This is a genomic window from Chelatococcus caeni (assembly GCF_014196925.1).
Classification (GTDB): Bacteria; Pseudomonadota; Alphaproteobacteria; order Rhizobiales; family Beijerinckiaceae; genus Chelatococcus_A; species Chelatococcus_A caeni.
Genome location: NZ_JACIEN010000002.1, coordinates 332517 through 352947, shown reverse-complemented (window position 1 = coordinate 352947; position 20431 = coordinate 332517). Strand labels below are relative to the sequence as shown.

The 20431-nt window shown below is 69.5% G+C and carries 22 protein-coding genes; 16 read left to right on the top strand and 6 right to left on the bottom strand.

The window, feature by feature from the left end; genetic code table 11:
* Nucleotides 1–7: 7 nt before the first annotated feature.
* A complete protein-coding gene (locus GGR16_RS10340) occupies nt 8–577 on the bottom strand; it encodes an NUDIX domain-containing protein (protein WP_019401225.1) in 570 nt (189 codons plus the stop codon).
* A 258-nt stretch (nt 578–835) separates the two neighbouring features.
* Between GGR16_RS10340 and GGR16_RS10335 the strand changes: the two genes are divergently transcribed.
* Nucleotides 836–2389 (top strand): helicase HerA domain-containing protein, encoded by a 1554-nt coding sequence (locus GGR16_RS10335; protein WP_183316552.1) that lies wholly within the window; start codon nt 836–838, stop codon nt 2387–2389.
* Nucleotides 2390–2506: 117 nt separating this feature from the next.
* Nucleotides 2507–3856, top strand: a complete 1350-nt coding sequence (locus GGR16_RS10330) for an AmpG family muropeptide MFS transporter (RefSeq protein WP_183316551.1) — start codon at nt 2507–2509, stop codon at nt 3854–3856.
* A gap of 6 nt (nt 3857–3862) precedes the next feature.
* Here GGR16_RS10330 and GGR16_RS10325 read toward each other — a convergent pair whose 3' ends face one another.
* Both GGR16_RS10325 and GGR16_RS10320 read right to left on the bottom strand, forming a co-directional pair.
* The gene (locus GGR16_RS10325; protein ID WP_246372982.1) at nt 3863–4951 is read right to left on the bottom strand and encodes a YeiH family protein; all 1089 of its coding nucleotides are present in this window, start codon (nt 4949–4951) and stop codon (nt 3863–3865) included.
* Between the two features lie 118 nt (nt 4952–5069).
* On the bottom strand, nt 5070–5966 hold the full coding sequence (locus GGR16_RS10320; protein WP_019401221.1) for an SMP-30/gluconolactonase/LRE family protein: 897 nt from the start codon (nt 5964–5966) through the stop codon (nt 5070–5072).
* Between the two features lie 657 nt (nt 5967–6623).
* Here GGR16_RS10320 and exbB point away from each other — a divergent pair.
* The 3 genes from exbB to GGR16_RS10305 are packed head-to-tail and all read left to right on the top strand — an operon-like array spanning nt 6624 to nt 8831.
* The gene (exbB, locus tag GGR16_RS10315; protein ID WP_425486572.1) at nt 6624–7400 is read left to right on the top strand and encodes a tonB-system energizer ExbB; all 777 of its coding nucleotides are present in this window, start codon (nt 6624–6626) and stop codon (nt 7398–7400) included.
* Between the two features lie 12 nt (nt 7401–7412).
* The gene (exbD, locus tag GGR16_RS10310) at nt 7413–7856 is read left to right on the top strand and encodes a TonB system transport protein ExbD (RefSeq protein WP_183316550.1); all 444 of its coding nucleotides are present in this window, start codon (nt 7413–7415) and stop codon (nt 7854–7856) included.
* Between the two features lie 3 nt (nt 7857–7859).
* Nucleotides 7860–8831 carry a TonB family protein gene (locus GGR16_RS10305; RefSeq protein ID WP_183316549.1) on the top strand — a complete coding sequence of 324 codons (972 nt, stop codon included), beginning with the start codon at nt 7860–7862 and terminating at the stop codon, nt 8829–8831.
* Between the two features lie 26 nt (nt 8832–8857).
* Here the strand turns inward: GGR16_RS10305 and GGR16_RS10300 are convergent, their stop codons facing one another.
* From GGR16_RS10300 to GGR16_RS26520, 3 genes are all read right to left on the bottom strand, one after another.
* Complete coding sequence (locus GGR16_RS10300) at nt 8858–9985, bottom strand: iron-containing alcohol dehydrogenase (protein WP_019401217.1); 1128 nt, start codon at nt 9983–9985, stop codon at nt 8858–8860.
* 45 nt (nt 9986–10030) lie between these two features.
* The gene (locus GGR16_RS10295) at nt 10031–10387 is read right to left on the bottom strand and encodes a hypothetical protein (protein WP_019401216.1); all 357 of its coding nucleotides are present in this window, start codon (nt 10385–10387) and stop codon (nt 10031–10033) included.
* 150 nt (nt 10388–10537) lie between these two features.
* Nucleotides 10538–11365, bottom strand: coding sequence for a GGDEF domain-containing protein (locus GGR16_RS26520; RefSeq protein ID WP_019401215.1), 828 nt, complete (start codon nt 11363–11365; stop codon nt 10538–10540).
* A gap of 227 nt (nt 11366–11592) precedes the next feature.
* Between GGR16_RS26520 and puuE the strand changes: the two genes are divergently transcribed.
* The 11 genes from puuE (at nt 11593) to GGR16_RS10235 (ending at nt 20228) form a co-directional block, all read left to right on the top strand.
* A complete protein-coding gene (gene puuE, locus GGR16_RS10285; RefSeq protein ID WP_183316548.1) occupies nt 11593–13017 on the top strand; it encodes an allantoinase PuuE in 1425 nt (474 codons plus the stop codon).
* Between the two features lie 116 nt (nt 13018–13133).
* On the top strand, nt 13134–13550 hold the full coding sequence (locus GGR16_RS10280) for a hypothetical protein (RefSeq protein WP_183316547.1): 417 nt from the start codon (nt 13134–13136) through the stop codon (nt 13548–13550).
* A 1166-nt stretch (nt 13551–14716) separates the two neighbouring features.
* A complete protein-coding gene (locus tag GGR16_RS10275; protein ID WP_183316546.1) occupies nt 14717–14923 on the top strand; it encodes a helix-turn-helix domain-containing protein in 207 nt (68 codons plus the stop codon).
* Nucleotides 14920–15213 (top strand): hypothetical protein, encoded by a 294-nt coding sequence (locus GGR16_RS10270; protein ID WP_183316545.1) that lies wholly within the window; start codon nt 14920–14922, stop codon nt 15211–15213. The genes GGR16_RS10275 and GGR16_RS10270 overlap by 4 nt, the downstream gene beginning before the upstream one ends.
* A 42-nt stretch (nt 15214–15255) precedes the next feature.
* The gene (locus GGR16_RS10265) at nt 15256–16464 is read left to right on the top strand and encodes a helix-turn-helix domain-containing protein (RefSeq protein WP_183316544.1); all 1209 of its coding nucleotides are present in this window, start codon (nt 15256–15258) and stop codon (nt 16462–16464) included.
* Nucleotides 16464–16856: a DUF6074 family protein gene (locus GGR16_RS10260; RefSeq protein ID WP_183316543.1), complete on the top strand. Its 393-nt coding sequence runs from the start codon at nt 16464–16466 to the stop codon at nt 16854–16856. The genes GGR16_RS10265 and GGR16_RS10260 overlap by 1 nt, the downstream gene beginning before the upstream one ends.
* Before the next feature lie 100 nt (nt 16857–16956).
* A complete protein-coding gene (locus GGR16_RS10255; RefSeq protein WP_183316542.1) occupies nt 16957–17619 on the top strand; it encodes a hypothetical protein in 663 nt (220 codons plus the stop codon).
* Between the two features lie 45 nt (nt 17620–17664).
* Nucleotides 17665–18261 carry a hypothetical protein gene (locus GGR16_RS10250; RefSeq protein WP_183316541.1) on the top strand — a complete coding sequence of 199 codons (597 nt, stop codon included), beginning with the start codon at nt 17665–17667 and terminating at the stop codon, nt 18259–18261.
* 59 nt (nt 18262–18320) lie between these two features.
* Nucleotides 18321–18587 carry a helix-turn-helix domain-containing protein gene (locus tag GGR16_RS10245; RefSeq protein WP_183316540.1) on the top strand — a complete coding sequence of 89 codons (267 nt, stop codon included), beginning with the start codon at nt 18321–18323 and terminating at the stop codon, nt 18585–18587.
* Nucleotides 18588–18596: 9 nt separating this feature from the next.
* Nucleotides 18597–19241: a head decoration protein gene (locus GGR16_RS10240; protein ID WP_183316539.1), complete on the top strand. Its 645-nt coding sequence runs from the start codon at nt 18597–18599 to the stop codon at nt 19239–19241.
* Nucleotides 19242–19250: 9 nt separating this feature from the next.
* Nucleotides 19251–20228, top strand: coding sequence for a hypothetical protein (locus GGR16_RS10235; protein ID WP_183316538.1), 978 nt, complete (start codon nt 19251–19253; stop codon nt 20226–20228).
* Nucleotides 20229–20431 lie beyond the last annotated feature (203 nt).

The window sequence follows — 20431 nt, the reverse complement described above, 5'->3', positions numbered from 1 at the left end:
AGGCGCTTCACCGGGGCGCGAACAGCTCCGGCCGCCGCAGGCGCAGCGTCTGCAAGAGGGCGAAGGTCTTGAGGTCGGTCAGCCTGCCCTCGTCGGCCATCACGGCGAGGGTGGCGAGCGGCAGCTCGTGGACGGTGATGCGCTCGCCGTCCTCGTCGAGCCCGCCGCCGTCCTCGACCCGGTCGGCCTCGCGGTATTCGGCGAGGAAGAGCGAGCAGCGCTCGGTGGAGAGGCCCGGCATCGTCCAGGCACGCACCACATTGACGAGCCGGTCGAGCCGGACGCCCGTCTCCTCCAGCACCTCGCGCCGGGCGCAGGCCGCGGGCTCCTCTCCCTCCTCGAGCCCGGCCGGCACCTCGAGCACCCTATCGCCGCCCTCACGCAGGATGGGCGCGCGGCATTGGCTCGTGAGCAGCGCCACGCCGCGCTCCGGGTCGAAGGCGAGCACCGCCACGGCCGTGCCGTGATTCTCCACTTCGCGGTGGATGACGAAACCGTCCTCGAAACGGATCGTGGCGACCTCCACCGTCGTCCAGCCGTCATAGACGATATGCGTTTCCTCGATACGTGCCGTCATGTCGCCTTCCCTGAGCCATCCTGCGACCGCCGCCGGGCCACGGCGATCATCGTTCACCACGACTTTGACGCGAACGCGACAGGAATCGCGTCTCATTACGACATGTTGCGCCTGCCTCCCACCAGCTTCGGCCCTTTGGCAGGCGCTGCCGGTCTTGGCGCGCCTTGCCTCAGGCAGCTATTGATGGGCCGCGCGCTCGCGGGTGCGAATCGCACGGGACCGGTCGCCGGATGGCCGGGAGCCGAAACGAGGAGTGGGATGAAGGTCGGGATCGACATGGGGGTGACGCAGGCGGGCACATCCGCCCTGCTCGATCTCGAGGAGCTGCTCGCGACGCGCCTGCTCGTGCAGGGCAATTCCGGCTCCGGCAAGTCGCACCTCCTGCGCCGCCTGCTGGAGCAGAGCGCCCAGTGGGTGCAGCAGGCCGTGATCGATCCCGAGGGCGACTTCGTCACCCTGGCCGACCGCTTCGGCCATGTGGTCGTCGATGCGAGCCGCAGCGAGAACGACCTCACCCGCATCGCCGCACGCGTGCGCCAGCACCGCGTCTCCGTCGTCCTCAACCTCGAGGGCCTCGACTCCGAGATGCAGATGCGCTGCGCCGCCGCCTTCCTCGGCGGCCTCTTCGACGCCGAGCGCGACTATTGGTATCCGATGCTCGTCATCGTCGACGAGGCGCAGCTCTTCGCCCCGGCGGCGGCCGGCGAGGTGTCGGACGAGGCGCGCAAGGTCTCGCTCGGCGCCATGACCAACCTGATGTGCCGCGGCAGGAAGCGCGGCCTCGCCGGCGTCATCGCCACCCAGCGCCTCGCCAAGCTCGCCAAGAACGTGGCGGCGGAAGCCTCGAACTTCCTCATGGGGCGCACCTTCCTCGACATCGACATGGCGCGCGCCGCCGACCTCCTCGGCATGGAACGCCGCCAGGCCGAGATGTTCCGCGACCTCGACCGCGGCCGCTTCGTCGCCCTCGGTCCGGCCCTGTCGCGCCGGCCGCTGCCGGTGACCATCGGCGCCGTCGAGACGAGCGCCCGCAGCGGCAGCCCGCGGCTCCTGCCCCTGCCCGAGCAGCCGCCCGAGGATGCGCACGAGCTCATCTTCACGCCCGCAGAGCCCGAGCCCATTCGCCCGCCGCCGCGCCGGCCCGTCGCACCGCCGCCGCCCTCGACCAACGACATCCTCGCCCAGCTCGTGCGTGCAAGGCCCGAGCCGCCGGCACCGAGCGAGCCGACCGAGCCGCCGATGCCGCCCGCCGAACGCGACGCGCTGATCGACGCCGTGCTCGCGGAAGTGCTCGCCGACCCCGATTCGGCCTTCCGCTCCATCGCCGTGCTCTACCAGGACTTCCTCGTGCGCTGCCGCATCCGCCGGGTGCCGGGCGCACCGCCGGACCTGCCGGCCTTCCGTCGCCGCCTCGCCATGGCGCGCGCCGGCATCGACGCGCAGAGCGCCGCCGAGGAAGGTCCCTGGCATGCGGCGGTCTCGCTGGCGGCGACCTTGCCGGAGGACATGCACGGCGTCTTCCTGATGCTCGCCCGCGCCGCGCACGACGGCGCCCCCTGCCCCTCGGACGCCGCGGTCGCCCGCGCCTACGGCACGCATTCGGCCGGCCGGGCGCGCCGCCTCATCGCCTATATGGAGGAGCGCGGCGTCATCGTCTGCCGCAACGACTTCCGCAACAACCGCGTCATGGCCTTTCCCGATCTCGGCTGGGAGACGGCCCCCGGCGATCCGAACGGGCCCGATGCAGCCTTTGGCAGCGAGACGAGCGTGGAGGCCGGCCCCGAAGAAACCTCAGCCGCCGGCGCCGCATAGTTAACGGAAAGTCAACGGGATCGGGCGCACCCTCGCCATCATTGCTGCTATGCTGGCCGTGGCCGGCGGTCGCCGCTGTCCGGCGGACAGCGAGCGACGAGACACCGGAATGATGCCGTGACGAAGACCGAGCGCCCCCGCCTCAGCCTCGCCGCCCTCCTCTCGGACGGGCGCCTCGCCATCATGCTGGCGCTCGGCTTCAGCGCCGGCCTGCCCTTCCTCCTCGTCTTCAGCACCCTGTCGGCCTGGCTGCGCGAGGCGGGCATCTCGCGCACCGACATCGGCCTCCTGAGCTACGTCGCCCTCGCCTACAGCTTCAAGTTCGTCTGGGCACCGGTGATCGACCGGCTCGACGTGCCGGTGCTGTCGGGCCTCGTCGGCCGGCGCCGGGCCTGGATGCTGACGGCCCAGGGCGGCATCGCGCTCGGCCTCGTCGGCATCGCCATGAGCGATCCGGGAACGAGCCTCGGCTTCACCGTCGTCTGCGCGCTCGTCGTCGCCTTCTTCTCGGCCACGCAGGACGTCGTCATCGACGGCTGGCGCATCGACGCCGCCCCCACCGAGCGGCAGGGCATGATGTCGGCCGCGTACCAGCTCGGTTATCGGCTCGCCCTCATCTGCGCCGGCGCGGGCGCGCTCTACATCGCCGATTTCGTCGACTGGCGCAGCGCCTACCTCGCCATGGCCGCGGTCATGGCCGTTGGCGTCGGCGCGAGCCTCCTCGCCCCCAATCTCGACATCGGCCGCGAGCGCGCCGCGCCGAAGGGCACCTCCTTCCTGGCGCGCGCCCAGGAGATGGTGGTCGAGCCCTTCGCCGACCTTGCTCGCCGCAAGGGCCCGATGATCGTCGCCATCCTCGTCCTCGTCGCGCTCTTCCGCCTGCCGGATTTCGTCGCCGGCGTGATGGCCAACCCGCTCTACATCGACCTCGGCTTCTCCAAGTCCGAGATCGCCAGCGTCTCCAAGCTCTACGGCGTGTGGATCGGCATCCTCGGCGCCTTTGCCGGCGGCATCGCGGCGACCCGCCTCGGCCTGTGGACCACCCTGCTCATCGGCGCCGTCAGCGCCGCTGCCTCGAACCTGATGTTCGCCTGGCTGGCGCTCGAGGGGCACAACCTCAATCTCCTGATGCTCAGCATCAGCCTCGACAACTTCGCCGGCGGCTTTGCCGGAACGGCGCTGATCGCCTACATGTCGAGCCTGACCTCGCCCGCCTTCGCCGCGACCCAATATGCGCTGCTGAGCTCGCTCTACGCCCTGCCCGGCAAGGTCGTCGGCGGCCTCTCCGGCTACATGGTGGACAGCTTCGGCTACCCGACCTTCTTCATCCTCACCGCCGCCATCGGCATCCCGACGACGCTGCTGTGCATCGCCCTCAGGGGCAGCATGGCGGAGGAGAAGGAGGACGAGGAGGCGACCGCCGTGCCGTCCGGTGCCCCGGCCCCCACACCCGCGGCGCGCGGCTGAGGCGCGTCAGCCGAGAAGCGCGAGCCCCGCGACCGAGACGGCGAGGATGACGAGCGTCACGCCGGTGACGATGACGACATGTCGCCAGCCGAGGCTCGCCAGCGCCCGCGGCGACGTGCCGAGGCCGAGCGCGGCGATGGCAAGCAGCAGCCCGGCGCGCGAGGCCTCGTTGAGCACCGCCGTGACCGGGCCGGGCAGCAGGCCGTAGCTGTTGACGAGGACGAGCGCCAGGAAGACGAGCGCGAAGACCGGCACGGGCACGCGCGCCCGCGCCGTGCTGCCGCCCTGGCTCGCGAAATAGAAGGCGACGGCGAGGACGACCGGCAGCAGCAGGAAGACGCGGAAGAGCTTGACCACCACCGCCGTATTGCCCGCCGCCTCCGACACCGCATAGCCCGCGCCGGCGACCTGGGCGACATCGTGGATCGCCGCCCCGAGGAGGGCGCCGGTCATGCGGTCGTCGAAACCGAGGAAGGCCGCGAGCGGCGGGTAGAGCAGCATGGCGAGCGTCGCCAGGGCGTTCACCGCCACGACGACGAAGGCGACGTCGGCTTCCCTTTCCTTGTAGTCGGGCAGCACGCTGACCGTGGCGAGGGCCGCCGAGGCGCCGCAGACGGCCGTGGCGCTGCCGACGAGCGCGCCATAGGCGTCGCTGCGGCCGAAGAGACGCGCCAGCCACACGCCCGAGACGAGCGTCGCCGCCATGCCGGCGACGACCACAACCATGACCTGCCAGCCGAGGCCGAGGACGTCGCCGACGGCGATCTTCAGGCCGAGCAGGGCGACGGCCCAGCGCAGCACCTTCTTGACGCAGAAGGTGAGGCCCGGCCTGAAGACCGACCGCTGCGCCACAGGATTGAGCAGGATGCCGACGACGAGCGCCAGCACCATCGCCGGCAGCCCGGCCGTGGCGCCGAAGAGGGCGGCGGCAAGGCGCGCCGCGATGGGCTCGAGCAGCGTCGCGACGACGGCGACCGCCGCCGCGAGCAGGATCCCCGGCAAGACATCGGCGAGGCCGCCCATGCGCCCGTTCAGGCGCCCGCGCGCGGGGCGCGACGAAGCTTCGGCGGTCGATCCGGAGGTGGAGGCGGTCATGAACGGGGCACCGGCTGCAATCGGCCCTCTCTAGCGCTGCCCGCCGCCGCCGGGAACGGCGGAAGGCGGGCAACGCCCATGCGCCAGCCGCGTATCATGCGCCAGCCGCGCATCGCGCTCAGCGCACCGGCCGGCGGAACAGCGGCTCCGGCAGGCCGGGCACCGGCACGCGCATGGAGAAGATGCCGCCGGACTGCGGCAGGCGCGCGAGTTCCTCCTCCGGCCGCCCGTCCCGCGCCGAGGTGACGAAGATCGTCTGCAGGTCCGCCCCGCCGAAGGCGATCATGGTCGGGCACTGGGCGGGCACCGGATATTCGGCGAGGAGCTCGCCCTGCGGCGAATAGCGCTGGATGCGACCGCCCTCGAAGAGGGCCGTCCAGTAGCACCCCTCGATGTCCACCGCCGCGCCGTCGGGCCGGCCCCGGTCGGCCTCCGTCGGCGTCAGGCGCACCCATTCCTCGCGGTCGGCGAATTCCCCGGTCTCGATGTCGTAGCGCTGGCGATAGACGGTGAAGGCGGGCGTGTCGGAATGATAGAGCCAGGTTCCGTCGGGGCTGAAGGCGAGGCCGTTCGAGGTGAGCAGGCCGCCGACGAGGGGCACGAGGCCGCCCTCGTCGAAGCGGTAGAGATGCGCCTTGCCGCCGGCCTTGGGCTCGTCGATGGTGCCGACGAGGAAACGCCCCGCAGGGTCCGTGCGCCCGTCGTTGAAGCGGCTCACGGCATGGTCCTCGGGATTGGCGGCGAGGCACTCGCGCACCGTCCCGTCCGCCTCGACGAAGAAGAGCCCCGTGCGCAGCGCCGCGATGAAGCCGCCGCCCTCGACGAGCACCACCGAACCGATGTCCTCGGGCATCGCCATGGCCTCGTCCACGCCCGTCGCGGGGTCGAAGCGATGCAGGGCCCGGCCCTTGATGTCCACCCAGTAGAGAGCCTGCTCCGCCACGGACCAGACCGGGCTTTCGCCGAGGCGGGCGCGTGCGTCGAGCACGCAGGTGAAGGGTGAACCCTCGCTCATGTGGTTTCGCTCCTTTTCGTTGATCTTCTCAATAGGGCAGTCGCCGCCCCCGCGCACCGTTTTTCGCCGCGCTTTTCACTTTGCGCATAGCAGCGACGCATTCAGCGCCGAGGTGAAGCCGCTTGCTGCAAAACGGCGCTTGGCAATAAGAAGTCCTCCGTAATTCATCTCGCTCTCTCCTTCTTTGGAATTATTTTAATTTAGATTTTTCGATTTTTACTTGCCATCTACCGTCTGTCTATTGCAGCAAAGCACATATGCATGCCTGTCCCCTGGCGACCGCGGCAGGCGAAAACAGACCGACAGCGAACGAGGCCGGACATGACAGCAACTCAGCCGCATGCTGGGCGCGAGGCACGCCGATGGATCGCCTCGCACACGGCCGGCGCCGCGATGCGTCGCCTCGCCATCGTTTTTGTTTTCGGCGCGCTCTCGATCGCAGCCGCCGAGGCGCAGCAGGAAGCGACGCAGCCCGGCGCTGCTGCCCCCGCGCAACAGGAAACCGCGCCGCAGGCGACTGCCCCTCGTGCGGAAGCGGCTCCCCCCACCGAGGCTGCGCCGCAGGCCGGGCCGGCGGCGGATCAGCCTGCCGCGACCGAAGGAGCGGAACCTGCGGCAACGCCCCCGGCGATCCCCCCCGCCGGGGCGAGTACTGCTGTGAACGAGGCCACGACCATGGGGGCGACGGCCCTCTTGCCGCACGACCTGTCGCCCTGGGGCATGTTCATGGCGGCCGACTGGGTCGTCAAAGCGGTCATGATCGGCCTTGCCTTCGCCTCGGTCGTCACCTGGACCGTGTGGCTCGCCAAGACGCTCGAACTGGCGGCCGCCCGGCGCGCCGCCCGGCGGGTCAATGCCGCGCTCGCCCGGGCCGCGACGCTGGACGACGCCCTGGAGGCGGTCTTCGACCGCGACCGCGTCGCCGCGCGCAGCCCGGCGGCGAACCTGCCGCGGGCGGCGCAGGGCGAGGTGGAGCGCTCCGGCGCCATGCCGGCCGACGGCATCAAGGAGCGCGTCGCCATCTCCATCGCCCGCATCGAGGCCAATGCGGCCCGGCGCATGACGCGCGGCACCGGCCTCCTCGCCACCATCGGCGCTACCGCCCCCTTCGTCGGCCTCTTCGGCACCGTCTGGGGCATCATGAATTCCTTCATCGGCATCTCGCAGGCGCAGACGACCAATCTCGCCGTGGTGGCGCCAGGCATCGCCGAGGCGCTGCTCGCCACGGCCATCGGCCTCGTCGCCGCCATCCCGGCCGTCATCATCTACAACGCCTTCACGCGGTCCATCGGCGGCTACAAGGCCCTCCTCGCCGATGCCGGCAGCGAGGTGATGCGCCTCCTCTCGCGTGATCTCGACCGTCGCGACCTTGCCGCCCAGGGACGGCGCACGAACCTGCGCGCCGTCTCCGGCCTGCCCGCCGCGGCGGAATGAACAGGCATCACCATGGCCGTCCAGCTCAACCACGGGGATGACGATCTCGCCGAGACGCACGAGATCAACGTCACGCCGTTCATCGACGTCATCCTCGTCCTGCTCATCATCTTCATGGTGGCGGCGCCGCTCGCCACCGTCGACGTGCCGGTGGACCTGCCGGTGTCGAACGCCGCCCAGCAGCCGCGCCCCGACCGGCCGCTCTATCTCACCATCAAAGCGGACCTCGGCCTCACCCTCGGCGAGGAGACGGTGACGCGCGAGGGCCTCGCCGCCGCGCTCGATGGGGCGACGGACCGCAACCGCGAGGAGCGCATCTTCCTGCGCGCCGACCAGGCCGTCGCCTACGGCGACGTCATGCAGGTGATGAACGCGCTGCGCGCCGCCGGCTATCTCAAGGTGGCGCTCGTCGGGCTGGAGCAGGCGGCCGCCGCGGCGCCCACGGCGAGCCCCTGACGGATGCGCCACCCCGGCTTCACCGCTGCGGAACATCCGGGCCGGCTGGCGTTGCGCTGGACGCTTGCCGGCACCGTGGTGCTGGCCGTGCACGGCCTCGTCGCCATCGGCCTGCTGCGCTCGGCCATGCCGTTCCAGGATCCCGGCGAGCCGCCGGCGGCCGTGATGGTCGACCTTGCGCCGCTGGCCGCCGCCCCGCCGAGCGAGGCGAGCACCGAGGACACGACGCCAGGCGAGGAAGCCGACACGCAGCCGACGGAGACCGAGGAGGAGCAGCCGGAGCCGCCCGAGCCCGAGCCTGTGCCGGAAGAGCCCCGGCCGGAAGAACCGGCCGAGCAGCCGCCGCCGGAGCCCCTGCCCGATCCCGTCGTCGAGCTGCCGGAGCAGGCGCCGACGCCCGATTTCGCCGAGCTGGTGACGCCAGCCGAGGTTGCGACGCTCGATGTGCCGCCACCGCCCGATGTGCCGACGCCGCAGGTGACGCTGCCGGCCCCCACGCCGCCGCAGCGCCCTCCGGAGCTGACCCCGCCCGAGCAAGCGAAGACCGCGGCCGTCCAGCCCAGGGTCGAGCGCCGCCCCCCGCCGCCGCAGCAGCGGCGCACGCGCGGCAGCCTGGCGCCGCAGGAGAACGAGGCCGCCGCGCCGGCCGCGCCCCGCGAAGGCTCGGCCCCCGTGTCGGGCCAGACGAAGATGGAATGGGCCGGCAAGGTCGTGGCGCACCTGCGCCGTCACATGCGCTATCCCGACCGCGCCCGCGCCGGCACCGTGACCGGCTCCGCCCAGGTGCTGCTGCGGCTCGACGCGGCGGGCAACGTGCTCGGCGTGCGCATCGCGGCGAGCAGCGGCTCGCCCATCCTCGACGCGGCCATCATCGACGGCGCCAGGAACGCGAGCCCCGTGCCCTCCCCGCCGCCGGCCATGATGCGGCAGGCGACGCTCAACGTGCGCGTGCCGATCAACTTCACCCTGCGCTGACCGGCGCGCAGGTCAGACCATCCGGATCAGACCATCACCTCGCGCAGTAGCGCCATGTAGTCGTCGCCGGTCGCCGCGCGCGGATTGGTGGCATTGCTGTGGTCGGCGAGGGCCTTCTCGACGATGCCCGGCAGCATGGCCTCCGTGACGCCGAGCGTCCTCAAGCCCGCCGGGATTTTGAGGCGCCGGTTGAGCGCATCGAGCTCGGCGGCGAGATCCGCCTCCGCCGGCAGGCCGAGCGCCGCCTTGATGCGCGCAAGCTTGTCGCCGACATGGCCGGCGTTGAAGCGCACCACCGGCGGCATCAGGATGGCGTTGAGCGTGCCGTGATGCAGCGACGGCTCCTTGAGGCTGCCGAGCGCATGGCTCAGCGCATGCACGGCGCCGAGACCCTTCTGGAAGGTGAGGCCACCCTCGAGCGCGCCCATCATCAGTTCGGTGCGCGCCGCAAGGTCGGAGCCGTCGGCGACGGCCCGCTCCAGGTTGCGCCAGATGCGGCCGGCGCCGTCGAGGGCGATGGCCTCGGCCGGCGGATTGTCGCGCGGCGACAGGAAAGTCTCGATGCAATGCGACAGCGCGTCGAGCCCCGTCGCCGCCGTCAGACCCGGCGGCAGGCCGAGCGTCAGCTCCGGATCGCACAGGGCGAGCCGCGGGATGAGATGCTGGCTGATGATGCCCACCTTGCGCCCGTCGGCCAGCGTCATCAGGCTGGCGCGGCCCACCTCCGCACCGGTGCCGGCCGTCGTCGGGACGGCGACGAGCGGCGCGACCGCCGCCGTGATATGGGCCATGCCGCCGTCGATGGCGGCATAGCGCGCGAGCGGCGCCGGATGCGTGGCGAGCAGCCCCACCGCCTTGGCGAGGTCGATGGGCGAGCCGCCGCCGAGCGCCACGAGTCCGTCGCAGCCTTCCGCCTTGTAGAGCGCGAGCGCGGCGAGCGCCGCCTCCTCGGTCGGGTTGGTCGGCACGTCGAGGAAGACCGGCGTGCCGGCCGGGCAGAGCGCCCCGACGCGCTCGACGAGCGGCGTCGCCGCAAGGCCGCGGTCGCTGACGAGGAGCGGACGCCGGATGCCGAGGGCGGCGAGGCTGTCCGCCAGCCTGGCGAGGCTGCCCGGCCCGAATTCCGTCGTCGTCAGATAAGAGATGATGCCCACTATTTTCCCCGTTTCCTCTTGTGTCTTGCCGTGCGGGCCCGCCGGTCAGCCCGGATCAGCCGCCGCATCGGCCGCGAGGTCGAGCCGCCCCTCGACGACGGCCCGCCCCTTGATGGTGACGCCGGGATCGAGCCCGGCGCACAGGAACCAGAACGCATGGTCGCCGGCCGGCACGGCAAGATCGAGGTCGATCCGCAGCCGGTCGCTGACCACCGCGGCGGCATGCACCACCCGGTCGTCATTCCAGACGATGGCATAGCCGATCTGCCGGCGCGGCATCGGTTCGTCGAGCTCCAGCGTCAGCCGCTCGTAACGCAGGGGCAGCAAGGAATAGTCGACACATTCGTGCGCAATGCGCCCGTATTCGTCGACCTCCACGGAGAACGAAGCCTCGAAACGCATACCGACACCACGACCCGACTGAACGCCACATGACGCAACATACAATTCTACCAGCGAAACATGATTCGTGCCGCTGGCGCAGAGCCGCCAATGCATGGCAGCCATCGCGTGACGTCTCTTAAACAGGAATGTCGCGGATCGCGCCGCCGTTCAGCCTGCCGCGACCTCGGCAGGCGTTGCCGCGAAGCGGATCGCCGCACCGCCCGCGGCCTTGGCGGCATAGAGCGCGGCATCGGCATCGCGCATCAGATCATCGACGACCGCGCCGGCAATCGGACAGACGGCGACGCCGACGGCCGCGGAAACGGCATGGCGCGTGCCGTCGAGCACGATCGGTTCCGCAATGACCTCGACGAGCCGCCGGGCGATGGCCTCGGCATCCTCGCGACCGGCGATATGCGGGCAGAGCACGGCGAACTCGTCCCCGCCGAGCCGGCTGAGGGTGGCCTCCCGCGGCAGCGCGCCGCCGAGGCGCTGCGCCACGACGACGAGCAGCCGGTCGCCGACCGGGTGGCCGTGCCGGTCGTTGATCGCCTTGAAGCCGTTGAGGTCGATCAGCATGAAGGCGAGGGTGGCGCCGCCCCGCTCCGGCCGCTGCCGCACCTCCTCGAAGGCCCGGCTCAGCACGCGCCGGTTGGGAAGCCCGGTCAGCGGGTCGAGCATGGCGAGATGCTCGGCCTGCCGTGCCCGCTCCTCCGCCGCGACCCGCCGCGCCTCTTCACGGCGTTGTTCGGCGAGCCGGCGCAGCGAGAACAGGAAGAGCACGATGCTGAGGATGAGGCCGAGCAGCAGCGCCTCGTCGATCTCGATCTTCTTCTCCACCGGATCGGTGACATAGCCGCTCGTGAAGATGTCGAAGTGCCAGGCGACCAGCACCGCGAGCGCCATGGCCGACACGAGCAGGAAGAGATCCTGCAGCGTGCTGCGCAGATGCCAGTCCGACGGCCTGATGCCGCCGTGGATCGCGGGCGTGCTCACGGGGGTCGCTACCTCATGCGGCGGGATCGCTGTCCCTGCACTTCGTCACTACAGCAGAGTGCAGCGCTTGCCAAAGAGGCGTGCGCGGAAATCGGGCGGCCGCGACAGCCGGCCGCGCCTGCCCCCTCTCCATCCCCCCGTTGATTTCCGCCGCGGCCCGATGCTTGCTTGGGAGCGGCGCGGCGTCTCGCGCCGCCCCTCCCGCCGCTATCTCCGGAGCCTTCGCCATGACGAGCCCCTATCCCCGCGACATGATCGGCTACGGACGCTATGCGCCCGATCCCGTCTGGCCGAACGGGGCGGCGATCGCGGTGCAGTTCGTCCTCAACTACGAGGAGGGCGGCGAGAACAGCATCCTGCACGGCGACGCCGCCTCGGAGGCCTTCCTGTCCGAGATCGTCGGCGCCCAGCCCTGGCCCGGCCAGCGCCACATGAACATGGAGTCGATCTACGAATACGGCTCGCGCGCCGGCTTCTGGCGCCTGTGGCGCATGTTCACCCGCCGCGGCCTGCCGGTGACGGTCTATGGCGTCGCCACCGCGCTGGCCCGCAACCCCGAGGCCGTCGCAGCCATGCACGAGGCGGATTGGGAGATCGCCAGCCACGGCCTCAAGTGGATCGAGTACAAGGATTTTTCCAAGGAGGAGGAGCGCGCTCACCTTCTCCAGGCGCTCGAGCTGCACGAGGAGGTGACGGGCGCGCGCCCGCTCGGCTGGTACACCGGCCGCTGCTCGGCCTTCACCACCGACCTCGTCATGGAGGAGGGCGGCTTCCTCTATTCGTCCGATTCCTACGCCGACGACCTGCCGTACTGGGTCGAGGGGCCGCACGGGCCGCACCTCGTCATCCCCTATACGCTCGATGCCAACGACATGCGCTTTGCCGCCGTGCAGGGCTTCAATTCCGGCGACCAGTTCTTCGCTTACCTCAAGGACAGCTTCGACACCCTCTATGCCGAAGGCCTCGAGGGCGCGCCGAAGATGCTCAACATCGGCCTGCACTGCCGCCTCGTCGGCCGGCCGGGTCGGGCCGCGGCGCTCGCCCGCTTCCTCGACTATGTCGCCGCGCATCCGCGCGTGTGGGTGCCGCGCCGCATCGACATCGCCCGCCACTGGTACGTCCAACACCGCCCGGCCGGCCTCGTGCCGAGCCGCCTCTCCGCCCCGCGCTTCACCGCGCTCTACGGCGACGTCTTCGAACATTCCCCCTGGATCGCCGAGGAGACGCACAGGCGCGGCCTCACCGCCGCCCAGGACACCGCCGAGGGCCTGCACGCGGCCATGTGCACCGTCCTGGCGCATGCCCCGCGCGAGAAAAAACTCGCCCTCATCAAGGCCCACCCGGACCTCGCCGGCCGCCTGAAAACCGCCGAGCTCGCCCCCGATTCCCGCCGCGAACAGGCCGGCGCCGGCCTCGACCGCCTGACGGCCGAGGAGAAGACGACCTTTCTCGCCCTCAACGACGCCTACAAGGCCCGCTTCGGCTTCCCCTTCATCATGGCCGTGAAGGGCAGGACCAAGGAGGAGATTCTGGAGGCTTTTCAGGCGCGGCTCGCGAACACGCCCGAAGCGGAGTTCTCGACGGCGATGGCGGAGATCGAGCGGATCGCGTTGTTGCGGTTGAGGGAGAGAGTGGGGTTATCGTTCGAATAGGACATCAACAGTGCTCAGGACGGGACAAGGTGATCCCGGCAAAGCCGATTGAATGAGGCTCTCTGCCTTTGAGGCTTATCAGCTCTGTTTAGCAATATCCTCAGCAAGTCCCGACGGTGTTACAACTCGCCATGAATAATATCATAAATCATCCTGCCAAATATTCTCCAGCTTTAACTTTTGATGTAACTCAACAGACCATCCGATACACTGGCGGCATTGTTAGAGCCCTGCCGCGTGGCGTCGCCTACGAAGTTGATGGCTTTTTTATTGGGATGTTTGCAGATGATGTTGGCTTGCGAGCTATCACACCAGGTTATGCGATGACGCAGGCCGTGACCGGGGTAGAATTGCATTCTTGGGTTGAGAACGTATTTGGCGCAAAAAATATCATCGAAATGCTGAATCGACCAGGGGAGTGCTACCGGCGAAAGTGGAGGCCGGGATCAGATGGAGCGCGGCACTCTCAGCTATATCTTGCACCTTCCGCGCATGCAATCACCCAAATCGGAATATATGGAGCTCCTATTTGACAGGCTTGAGGATATAGCAGCATTTACTGAATTTAACACAAGCAACCTAAAGTCATTCGGACATCGCACAAGAGAATTGCTCGCCCTCGCGTGCATGGAAGTTGAGGCATCGCTTCGCGCCGTACTCAGGGCCTCGGGCAGTTTCTCTGGGCGCGACCGCTTCAACATGAACGACTACGTCCGGGCATGTGAGCCGCTCTGCCTTCGGGAATTTCAGGTAACGCTTAGACGGCATCCAAACGTCGGCCCTCTGAGACCATTTCAAAGTTGGGACATAAAACAGCCGACGGCATCGCTCCCTTGGTATGATGCTTACAATGCAACAAAACACGACCGAGAGACTGCACTTGATCGAGCAACGCTAGAAGCGTGCCTACAAGCAATGGCTGCTGTTACAATACTATTCTGCGCGCAGTTTAGCCCGCCGGTCACCGCCGACTGGACACATGAGCCAGCGTATGCGTTGAACCGCTGGTTCACCGTGGAACTTATCGATCCAGATCCCGCCTCGTTCTATGTGCCGCCAGTAAGAGTCGAACTTGGACGGACTCCAGAGCTTTGGCTTTTCGATGGAAGGGGGACAGGGACTTGGAATGTCATGGATCTTTGCGTTCCGTAGGCCCGATGTTTGGTTCAGAAACACGCGCCCGTTCGAGCTCCCGTTGCCCACAAAAAGTTCGGGCTTGAACGGGACAAGCTAGGACGTGCCGGGACGGCGATTTAGAGATTTCCGAGGATTATCAGCGGCTTCCACCGCCCGCATGGGACGGGCTGAGACATCCTGAAACTGTCGCGGGACAGTGAAATGGTGCCCAGGAGAGGCGCAGGGAAAGAGCCGACAAGTCAAGGCGTTAGGAAAATGGGGTGCGGGAACGCTTCCCGATACAACCCGCTGCTTCCCGTACAGTTTCCCTAACCGCAAAGGACGATAGGCAGGGGCCGGCGCGCAATATGCGCCCGGCCCTTTCTGTTGCTACCTTTTGGATTTCCAAATCTGGGAATAAAGCAAGGCGGAATTGCTCGCCGTTTCGAAGCATTCATTGATTTCGGCTATTGCGCTTTGTTTCTATTTAGCCCCTAATCTCGAACTATCGGCCTGAGGCCTGATGGATGAATGCGCACATCGCGCCTCGAATTCTTCAATTCGGCATCCACTGGAGCATGACATGGCCGAAGATCACACCTCGAAGGATGCGCCGCGCCGTCCGCGCGCCCTGACCATCGACGACGCCTGCCGCGAATTGAGCGTATCTCGGAACTCGATCTATCGCGCCGTCGAGCGCGGGCAGCTCACGATGATCAAGGTCTGCGGTCGCAGCCTCATCACGGCCGCCTCCATCGACCGCCTTCTCGGCGAAGGCGGCGAGGAATGAGCCGCCTCGACCACAGCCGCACCAACGCGCGCGACCGGATGCGGCGCCAGGGCGTCGATGCGATCGACGACTACGGCGCGCCGGCCGGCCTCGCGCCGCCCAAGCGGCGGGCGGCCAAGGCTGAGCTGCGCGCCGAGGCCGAAGCGGCCGTCGCGAAAGTCTCTCGCATCGTGAGGTGCGCGGGCTGCGGTCATTCCGCCGCCGTCGCGATCCCGGCTGCGAAGCTCGGCAAGCGGTTTCGCTGCTCGCGCTGCGGCGCGGTCGCAAATGAAACGCCCGCCGCGCGGTGACGCGGCGGGCGCAAGGAACTTGCACATCGAGGAGCCAGAACGATGAGCAAAAAATCGTTCGCAGTCAATGACAAATCGTTCCGGGATCGGAACGATTGTGAGCCCGGCGCCGAGGATGGCGGCGGGGGCGGTCGCGCGAGGAAGGCCCAGGCAGCGCGGCAGGGTACGGCTGTCGCCGTCGGTTTGAGCCATGGCGAGCGGGCCAGGTGGCGCATGGGGCTGGCGGCTCAGCCGCACGAGGCCGTGCATTCGTCGGCCTATAGGCTCGCAACCGTCATCGAAGACTTCATGCACCGAGAGACCGGGGAGGCCTTCCCCGCGCAGGACGAGCTTGCGGCCCGGTCGGGCCTGTCGGGCAGGCAGGTCCGCGAGCACCTTGCGGCTCTCGCCAAGGCGGGTTGGGTCGCGATCCTGTCCGGGAAAGAGCGCACGCGGCCGAGGTCGAAGCGCGGCCTGCACTACCGGCCCATGTGGCCCGACGAGGCCACGCGAGCGCGGTGCATGGGCCAGAAATATGCCCCGGATGCGGTGGACGACAGCGCTCTCAAAACCGGAAGCGCAGCGCCGGTTCTGAATGGCGATGAAACCGGAAGCCGGCCGCCGGTTTTGGAGGGCGCTGAAACCGGAACTCCGGCGTCGCAAAACCGGAAGTACAGCGTCGCAAAACCGGAAGCCGGGCGCCGCTTTCATAGTACCGACCTAACCGACCTAGGGGCTTCCGCCTCAGCGGAAGCCCCTGAAGGTAACGATATAGGTAACAGTACTGTTGATGGGGGAACGCGCTTGAGCGCGTCCCCCATCCCGGCGGACGATAGAGATTGCCCCTCGACGGCCGACCTCGAATTGGCCGCGCTGGGGGCGCTTGAGGCGCCCCGCGCGGCCTTCGGCGGCGCGACGATCCCTCCGCCGGTCGATGATCCGTGCCGCGGGTGGGTGCCTGAGTACGCCCCCGCTGGCAGTGAAGATTACGCCGACGCGAACGCGCTTGCGGCGACCGCCTCGGCGCGCCCGATGCTCGACGAGGCTGAAGAATTCGAGTTCGACGACGAGGGGCGCGAGCGTCGGATAGGCGGCAACGATCGCGACCGCCGATACGAGCCGGACGACGTCGACGCCACCGAAATCGACGAGGACGGCCGAGAGCGGCCGATCCGCGACAGCGGCGACGGCGACGGGGCGGCGGACGGCTGGCTCTCCGACTGGCCGGATGACGAGGCCGAGAACGAGAGCGCCAAAACGGAGGAAGTGTGATGCGCCAGATGGAATTCACGTTCAGCGATGCCGCCCAGACCGAGGCGCCGCCGCGGGAGCCGCGCCGGCTCGCCATCGTGCCGCCTAGCGCTGACGTTTTGCCGTTCCCGCTTGCCCGGCGGGTGCATTATCTGCGCCGCGTCGTCGACCGCCTTGGCAGCCTGCCGAAAGACGACGCTGAAGCGTGGTGGCAAGAGCATCTTCGCCGCCTCCGTCGCCGCCGCCGCGAGATCGGCATGGATGAGGCCGCCATCAAAGCCGACCTTCTGGCCTTCGCGGCGGCCGTGCGAAACCTCAGAGCCTATGTGGCTCCCCGCGGGCGTCGCCCTGCGCCTCCCGCACCGCCGCCCGGCGGCGAGCCCGATCATCCGCCGCATCGGCGCGGCGCATAGGAGGCTGCCCGATGAGCCCAATTTCGATCCTCCGCCTCGCGCTCGTCTTCATCGCCGCCGCGACGGGCATCAGGCCGGCGCGTCGCAGCAGGAGGGCCGGATGACCGATCATGAAATCGACGACATCCTCGCCCGTCTCGACGGCCAGCGCGCCGACCCCGCCGAGGCGCAGCGGCTTGCCGAGGCGATCGTGCGGAGCGAGCTGCCGCACGCGCCGAAATGGTTGGTCGGCATCCTCGCCCGGCCCGTCATGCGCGAGATCCTGGCCGCTCGCGAGGCGACCCGCGCCACGTTCCGAGAGCGGGCGCGCGCCATCCTTCGGATCACACCCCGCGAGCACGTCGACCATGCGATGCCGCTCGCCGGCGACCCGACGATCTCGGCCGAAGAGGCGATAAGGCGGGCGAAGACGCTCGCCGCTGCCGCGCCCGGAGCCGGCGACGACCGGCGCGGCGACCTGCCGCCGACGCCGAGCCTTCAGCAGGCCGTCGCGGATCATGCCCAAGAAGTCACCTCCGGCAGTTGGCCGCTGGCTGTGCGGCTGGCGGTTATCGAGCAGGCCATCGAGCGGACGACAAAGCGGCTCGGCTATCGCGACGAAATCCTCGTCGAACGGGTTCGTCGCTGCCTTCTCCACGACGCTGCTGAGGCTCACTTCCACGCCGCCCGCGACCTCGCCCTCGATGAGACCGTGCCCCTCGCCTCGGCCCTCGCTGTCCTCGACGCGCTCGCTGCCAAGTCCGGCGGCGGGCGTCCGAATTGAACCTGCGCGGCGCCGAAGTGCCCGCGCCAACAATGGAGCTGCACCATGACTGATCTGCACACTGACGCCCGTCGCCTCGCTCGTGGGCACGCCCTCGAAGGGGACGAGCATTTCCTTGCCGCCGTTGCCGCCGCCTTGGAAGTCCTCGGGCCGAACGCGCGCCGCGACGATGTTCTCGGCGAGGCTGCGGCCCGACGCATCCGCGAAGAGCGAGCCCAGCGCGACGAGGCCGTCGACGCGGCGCGGCGCGACGGCGCCGCGGCCGAGCGGGAGCGCATTCGGGCGATCATGACAAGCGCCGAAGCCGAGGGCCGGCGAGCCGTAGCCGAGGCGCTGGCGTTCTCGTCCGACATGCCGGCCGCTGCCGCGATCGAGGCGCTGCGCTCAGCCCCGAAGGTGTCGGCGGCCGGTTGGTCGGAGCCGCCCCTCACCGACGAGCAGCGCGCCCGCGCCGAGGCCGCGCTCGCCGGCCGCCGCGCTCGCGACGCGGACGGCGGGCTCGTCGCCTACGACAGCGCGACGGGCGAGCAGGTCGCGGGTGCCGTCGTCTCCGGCCCCGACGAGCCGCCGAAGCCCGGCGCGTCGAAGACGAAGGCGCTCTGGAAGGACGCGATCGCCGAAGTCAACCGCGCTGGCACGTAGCGCTAGACGGCGCAGCGGGCCTCAAGCCCGCCGCCGCCATATTCGACCGAGGATCGCCGATGCCCGACCAACGAGAGCCCTGGCCGCCGCCCGACCTCGACCTCAACGATCCGCGCTGGCTTACCCCGAAGGAGGCGGCCCACATCGCCCGCGTTGACGAGCGAACGGTGCGCGAGTGGGCGCGCACGAAGGACATCGCGGTCTGGACGCCGGGCGGCCGCTGCTGGATCGATCGCCGGCGCCTTTTCCGTCCAAAACCTCCGGAAACGTCCGCAGACTTCAAATCCCCTGCGCCGCTGCTGCCGGGCATACTCGACCCCGGATAGGAGGTTGTCATGCCTGCATTCAATGAGCGCCGGCATCCCGGCGAAATTCTTTTGAGCGAAGCGGCCGGCAAGCGGTCGCGCCGGGGCGTCACGGTCGCGCCGTCGCAGTCCTTCGCGGCCGGCGCGGTCCTCGCGCTGCTCGCGCAGGTCGAAAGTGCGCCCGTGGACGTCTCGACTGGTTCTGAGAATGCCGGCGACGGCACGCTGACGCTCGCCGATCCGCCCTTGACGACGAAGGCCCGGCGCGGCGTCTATCGCGCGATCGCGACCGGCGCGACGACCTTCAGCGTCGAAGACCCCGCCGGCGTCGTCATCGGCATCGCCGCGGTCGGCGAGCCGTTCGGCGGCGAGCTGATGTTCGTGATCGCGGCCGGCTCGACGCCCTTCGAGGCCGGTGACATCTTCGAGATCACGGTCGGCGTCGAGTATGAGGCCGCCGCCTTCGATCCGTCTGCGACGGACGGCCGCGAGCGGCCCGGCGCCGTCGCCCTCACCGGCGTGACGGCCGGGGAAGACGAGACGGTGCGCATCGCTGCCCTTGTCGCGCATTGCGAGGTCAACGGCGCCGCGCTCGTCTGGCCGGATGGCATCAGCGCGCATCAGCGCGCGGTCGCGATCGGGCAGCTCCGCGCCCGCGGCATCATCGTGCGATAGGGGGGCGAAATGGACATTTCCGAAACTGCCCTCGCCCTGCTGCCGGCCAAGAGCCGCGCGAAGCTCGAAGCGCTCATGATTGAGCGGCAGGCCGCGGTCGGCGCCTATCGCGCCGCGAGCGACCGCGAGCAAGAGGCCCGACGCGACGCCGCGCTGATCGAAGCGCGAGCCCGCGAGCGGCTTGCCATGCCGCCGGGCGTCGAGATCGATGCCCACCCCGCCACCGCCGTCGTCGCAGCGCGGAAGCACGCGCAGCAGCGCAGCGAGACCGAGGAGCGGCTCATGCAGCCCGTCGAGGCTGCGCGACGTCGCCTGGCGATCGCGTCCGACGCCCGCGAACGGGCGGCGGCGAGGCAGGAGGCCTTCGCCTTCCTCGAAGGCATCGAGACGTGGCTGGGCCGAGCCGCGAGCTTCGGCATTGGTCGCCTCGATCATTTCGCCCCCAAGCCGCCCAAGACCCGCGATTTCCCGGCCGAGAGCGAGCGCATCCGCCGCGAGCTCGCCGCGCTGGACGACGCATGGCAGGCCGCCGAAGGCGCCCCGGCGCCGGTCTCCGATCTTCGCGACCGCTTCCTCGCCGAGCTTGACGCCATAGCGGCGCAAGGGGAGCCGCGCGTCCATGCGACCGCCCGCGCCGGATCGCCCGTCGAGCTGGCCCGGATGACGCGGATCGCGACTATGCCGGTCGTCGCCGGCGGCGAGGCGCCCAGCCTCGCCCTCTCAGGCGATGCCGGCGCTTCGTTCTTCGTCTGGCTGATGCGCGACCAGATCGCCGCGAAGATCGGCGCGATGATCGACGCAGCGCCGCAGGCCGGCGCCCTGTCCGATACAGAGCGCGAAGCCCGCTTCGCCGAGACTTCTGCCCGGCGGCTTGAACTTGAGCGCATCGAAGAGGCCGCGATTGTCGCCGCCGAGGCGGAGGGCCGGATCATTGCCCGGCGCCGCGATGCCGATCCGCGCGCCGTTTTGGAGGTTCGGGAAGTCTGAGAGTTGCCGCCTTTGCTGCCGGATTTGGTCCTTCCCCGGCGGCGAGGCAGGCAGGGCGGCCGGCGCGCCTCTCCTCGCGCCGGTCGCCGCGGCCTCCCCTGCGGCCTCGGGCATGCTGCGTGGGGGGGCAGGCGGCCGGCGGAAGGAACCCGCCGGCCGCCGACCATCCGCAGGGCGGGGGGCAGGGCTCAACGCCGAACAGC